The sequence below is a fragment of the Mesorhizobium sp. M1403 genome (assembly GCF_040317695.1).
GTDB lineage: Bacteria > Pseudomonadota > Alphaproteobacteria > Rhizobiales > Rhizobiaceae > Mesorhizobium.
The window spans coordinates 25,001-29,977 of sequence record NZ_JAMYKY010000041.1 but is presented as its reverse complement, the minus strand read 5'-3'; the positions used below and the strand labels follow the sequence as shown (position 1 = coordinate 29,977).

At 59.9% G+C, this 4,977-nt stretch carries 4 protein-coding genes, 1 tRNA gene and 2 rRNA genes (1 of these 7 running past the window's edge); 4 read left to right on the top strand and 3 right to left on the bottom strand.

The window, feature by feature from the left end; translation table 11 throughout:
• From NKH01_RS32545 to NKH01_RS32530, 4 genes are all read left to right on the top strand, one after another.
• On the top strand, positions 1–690 hold a 690-nt coding region (locus NKH01_RS32545), incomplete at its 5' end, for an ATP-binding cassette domain-containing protein (protein WP_353024381.1).
• Positions 687–1,478, top strand: a complete 792-nt coding sequence (locus NKH01_RS32540; RefSeq protein ID WP_352849369.1) for an ATP-binding cassette domain-containing protein — start codon at positions 687–689, stop codon at positions 1,476–1,478. The genes NKH01_RS32545 and NKH01_RS32540, both read left to right, overlap by 4 nt.
• The gene (locus tag NKH01_RS32535; protein WP_352849367.1) at positions 1,475–1,981 is read left to right on the top strand and encodes an L-2-amino-thiazoline-4-carboxylic acid hydrolase; all 507 of its coding nucleotides are present in this window, start codon (positions 1,475–1,477) and stop codon (positions 1,979–1,981) included. The genes NKH01_RS32540 and NKH01_RS32535 overlap by 4 nt, the downstream gene beginning before the upstream one ends.
• Before the next feature lie 322 nt (positions 1,982–2,303).
• A complete protein-coding gene (locus NKH01_RS32530; protein WP_353024379.1) occupies positions 2,304–2,630 on the top strand; it encodes a hypothetical protein in 327 nt (108 codons plus the stop codon).
• A 66-nt stretch (positions 2,631–2,696) separates the two neighbouring features.
• Here NKH01_RS32530 and NKH01_RS32525 read toward each other — a convergent pair.
• The 3 genes from NKH01_RS32525 to NKH01_RS32515 form a co-directional block, all read right to left on the bottom strand.
• Positions 2,697–2,773, bottom strand: a tRNA-Met gene (locus NKH01_RS32525).
• A 233-nt stretch (positions 2,774–3,006) separates the two neighbouring features.
• Positions 3,007–3,121 (bottom strand): 5S ribosomal RNA (gene rrf / locus NKH01_RS32520).
• A gap of 96 nt (positions 3,122–3,217) precedes the next feature.
• Positions 3,218–4,977, bottom strand: a 23S ribosomal RNA gene (locus tag NKH01_RS32515); it runs 1,047 nt beyond the window's last position.

Below are 4,977 nucleotides of genomic sequence, written 5' to 3'. Positions count from 1 at the left end.
CCTCGCGGGCGGCCCGGCGCGCCGTCTCGTGGGCGGGCACAGCCCCCCCCGCGCGCGCGTGTCGCTTGGCGGGCCAGCGGTTCTGAGGGGGGTGCGACGGGACGTCAGCCTGCAAGTCTTCGCGACCGTGCTTCAATCGGCGGCCGTGACATCGGCTTCATCTTCCAGGATCCATCGGCGAGCCTTGACCCGGTGATGCCAATTGGCAAGCAGATCGCCGAGGTCGCCTACACCCACCTCGGCCTCAATTGGCCGCAAGCCTACGCGAAGGCCCAAAACTTGCTTGAACGGGTCCGTCTGCCCGACCCCAATGCGGCTATGCATGCCTTTCCACACCAGCTTTCCGGCGGCCAGAAGCAGCGCGTCGCCATCGCCGCGGCAATCGCGTCCGGCCCGAAACTGCTGATCGCCGATGAGGCGACCAGCGCGCTGGACACCATCGTGCAGGCCGAGATCGTCGCGCTAATTCGGCAATTGGTGGCCGAGGACGGCATGACGCTGTTGTTCGTCAGCCACGACATCGCGCTGGCCGCTGAGCTGGCGGGGCGCATCGCCGTGTTCCGGAATGGCGAATTGATCGAACTCGGTGCGACGGCGCAGGTCGTCAGTGCGCCGCGGCACACTTACACTCGGGCGCTGCTTGACGCTCATCTCGGCCTCGACGCCGAGCCGCTGTTGCAGCGAACATGACCAGTCCTCTGCTCGCCGTTTCCGGCCTGACCAAACGATACCCTCGCGGCGGCAAGATCATTGCCGCGGCAGATAACGTTTCCTTCCACATCGAAGCTGGCGAGACGCTGGCGCTGGCCGGACCTTCAGGCAGCGGCAAGTCGACGATAGCCCGGCTGATGCTGCGGCTCATCGAACCCGACGCCGGCCATATCGAATTTGAAGGCAGCGACTTCCTGTCAATGAACGGCGCTGCCTTGCGCCACCGGCGCGCTCGTCTGCAGATGGTGTTTCAGGATCCGCTCGCCGCCTTGAACCCGCGCGCCACGGTGGCGCGTGTGCTCGACGACCCCTTGCGCATCCATCACATTGCCTCTCGTGCCGAGCGCCCGCGCCGTATTGCCACTCTGCTGGAGCGCGTCGGCCTCAGCCCCGGTCTCGCCGGCCGCGCCATTCACGAAATCTCCGGCGGCCAACGCCAACGAGTCGCCATCGCCCGCGCCATCGCCACAAAACCGTCGCTGGTCGTGCTCGACGAGGCCGTGTCGGCGCTCGACGTTTCGGTGCGCGCGCAGATCCTGCGGCTGCTGCTCGACCTTCAACGCGAGGAGCGCATCGCCTATCTGTTCATTTCGCACGATCTCGGTGTCGTCCGTGCCATCGCCCACCGCGTCGCCATTTTGGACGCCGGGCGCATTGCCGAGAGCGGCGATGCCCGTACCGTCATCGACGCGCCGCAATCCGCGATCGGCAAGGCGCTGGTGGCGGCAGCGCCAAGACTGTCAAGGATCGAACAGGACGCATCATGACCGACGTCGAAGCCCGAGCCGAAAAACTGTCGCGCGAACTCGATTCCGCCTTCCGTAACCGCGCCGATCTCTATCGTCTGTTGCTCGACGAGCTAACCGCGGAAGTTGGCGCGGAAAAGGCTGAGGCTATCATGATCCGCACCATCGAACGGCGCGGCAAGGAGGTTGCGGCGTCGGCCTTCGCCGATTTCGGCCCGAACGACGCAACGGCGATCGGCGAGGCGTTCCTCGCCGTCAGCCCGGATGGCGGCCGCATGTATCCGACCGACGTCGAACGCGGCCAAGGCCGCATCGCCTTCAAGGTCAAGCGCTGTCCGCTGAAGGACGCTTGGGTCGAAGCTGGCGTTGGCGACAAGAAGCTCGCCACGCTCTGCCGCATCGCCGGCGCCTTCGACCGCGGCCTGTTCGAGGCCACCGGAGTGCGCTTCGACAACGTCACCTGGACGCCGGGCCACGGTTCCGGCTGCTGCCACATCGCCTTGACCAACCGGGATGCCGGCTAGAGCTGCAGTTCGAGCCATGTCGGCGAAGACGTAAAGCTCCGTCCCGTTGGGCAGCACAGAGCCAACAAAAACCCCCGGCGCCGCAAGGCAACCGGGGGGTTTTGATGTTTGCATTGCGAGGAATTTGGTGCGGACAGGATCTGCCTCGGTGTCCCGCTGTGTCGGCTTCGTTGGTAAGTGTCCGGCCGGAGGCGTCTTTGTGGGTTCATGGCTGTGGCCTCCAACCGTAGGTTCGAGCCACGGCCCAATCAAATCAATCCGAGATTTGTCGGATTGCGGCGTTCTTGTTCGTCTTCTGTAGTGGAATTCCTGGAGGTGAATTATGAGCGAATTGCCGGTAGTCAAAACGCGACGCAAAGGCAAAAACCTTATGCAGAGCATGCTAATCCCAACGGAGAACATGGTCGCAGACGAGCTCCGGGCTGCGCGACCTGGCCACTTGTCGGACCTTGCAGAGTTACGACGTAAGCTCGCGGCAAAATACGGGGCAGACGCCTGCTGCCCAGTGACTGTGCGGCGGCACTTGGTGCATATCAGTCAAGACGGCAGCGCGCCCTTTTGGCGCGTCGTAAATCCCGATCGGCCATTCGCCCTACGTATGAGAGGTGGATCGGAACACATACGCGAAAAATTGGCTGCGGAACGCTGAGTATCCTGTCGCTGCACTTCAGAGCAAACGAAAACGGCCCGCACAAGGCGGACCGTTTTCGTACTTTGGTTGCGGGGACAGGATTTGAACCTGTGACCTTCAGGTTATGAGCCTGACGAGCTACCGGGCTGCTCCACCCCGCGTCAACTTCACGGCGACCGCCGGCCGGGCAGCCCGGGCTTTTTTGTTGTCCGTCCTCAAGGCCTTCGGCCTTTGTGGGCGGATGGGGCGCTGCTCCACCCCGCGTCAACCCTAGAAGTAAGCCTTGGCTCACTGAATTCAAGCTTCCGCCAAATGAAAGGGCCGCTTGCGCGGCCCGGAGCCCCGTTGGCGGGCCTGTTCGTAAGGAGAAGATTAAACAACGTGCGCTTGGCAGACCTGGCAGCGACCTACTCTCCCGCGTCTTGAGACGAAGTACCATCAGCGCTGGAGCGTTTCACGGCCGAGTTCGGAATGGGATCGGGTGCAGCCGCTCCGCCATAACCACCAGGTCGGCAAAACGCACGTTGCTCGAGAAGCTGTTTTCTGTGCCATCCATGTCGGCGCAATCCAAGGATTGTCGCCAGAAATGGGCATTAGGAATGAGAACGATCAAGCCGATCGAACTATTAGTACCGGTAAGCTTCAAGCGTTGCCGCTCTTCCACACCCGGCCTATCAACGTGGTCGTCTTCCACGGTTCTCAGGGAATACTCGTTTTAAGGTGGGTTTCCCGCTTAGATGCCTTCAGCGGTTATCCCGTCCGGATATAGCTACCCTGCTATGCGGCTGGCGCCACAACAGGTCCACCAGAGATCCGTCCATCCCGGTCCTCTCGTACTAGGGACAGATCCTTTCAATATTCCTACACCCACGGCAGATAGGGACCGAACTGTCTCACGACGTTCTGAACCCAACTCACGTACCGCTTTAAATGGCGAACAGCCATACCCTTGGGACCTGCTCCAGCCCCAGGATGCGATGAGTCGACATCGAGGTGCCAAACAACCCCGTCGATATGGACTCTTGGGGGTCATCAGCCTGTTATCCCCGGCGTACCTTTTATCCGTTGAGCGATGGCCCTTCCACGCGGGACCACCGGATCACTATGACCGACTTTCGTCTCTGCTCGACTTGTCAGTCTCGCAGTCAGGCAGGCTTATGCCATTGCACTCAGCGAACGATTTCCGACCGTTCTGAGCCCACCATCGCGCGCCTCCGTTACTCTTTAGGAGGCGACCGCCCCAGTCAAACTACCCACCATACATTGTCCCGGACCCGGATAACGGGCCGCGGTTAGACATCCATAGTGATAAGGGTGGTATTTCAAGGGTGGCTCCACCTGAGCTGGCGCCCAGGTTTCAAAGCCTACCACCTATCCTACACATGCCACTACGAATGCCAATGTAAAGCTATAGTAAAGGTGCACGGGGTCTTTCCGTCTAACCGCAGGAACCCCGCATCTTCACGGGGAATTCAATTTCACTGAGTCTATGCTGGAGACAGCGGGGAAGTCGTTACGCCATTCGTGCAGGTCGGAACTTACCCGACAAGGAATTTCGCTACCTTAGGACCGTTATAGTTACGGCCGCCGTTTACTGGGGCTTCGATTCAGAGCTTGCACCCCTCCTCTTAACCTTCCAGCACCGGGCAGGCGTCAGACCCTATACGTCGTCTTGCGACTTCGCAGAGCCCTGTGTTTTTGATAAACAGTCGCTACCCCCTGGTCTGTGCCACCCTCCCATGCTTGCGCATGAAAGGGTCACGCTTCTTCCGAAGTTACGCGTGCAATTTGCCGAGTTCCTTCAGCATAGTTCTCTCAAGCGCCTTGGTATACTCTACCAGTCCACCAGTGTCGGTTTCGGGTACGGTCTATAAGGAGGAGCTATTTCCTGGAACCACGCAGCAGCCCTTTCAATCCGATAAGATTGGACTACCTCAATGATCCGTCACTTCCTCCAGGCCCACGAATATTAACGTGGTTCCCATCGTCTACGCATTTCTGCCTCGACTTAGGGGCCGGCTAACCCTGCTCAGATTAGCTTTAAGCAGGAACCCTTGGACTTTCGGCGGGGGAGTCTCTCACTCCCCTTACGTTACTCATGTCAGCATTCGCACTTCTGATACCTCCACCATCCCTCACGGGTATGGCTTCATCAGCTTACAGAACGCTCCGCTACCGCTTGCATTGCTGCAAACCCTAAGCTTCGGTGTATGGCTTTAGCCCCGTTACATTTTCGGCGCAAAGACCCTTATTTAGACCAGTGAGCTGTTACGCTTTCTTTAAATGATGGCTGCTTCTAAGCCAACATCCTGGTTGTTTTGGGATCCTCACATCCTTTCCCACTTAGCCATAACTTGGGGACCTT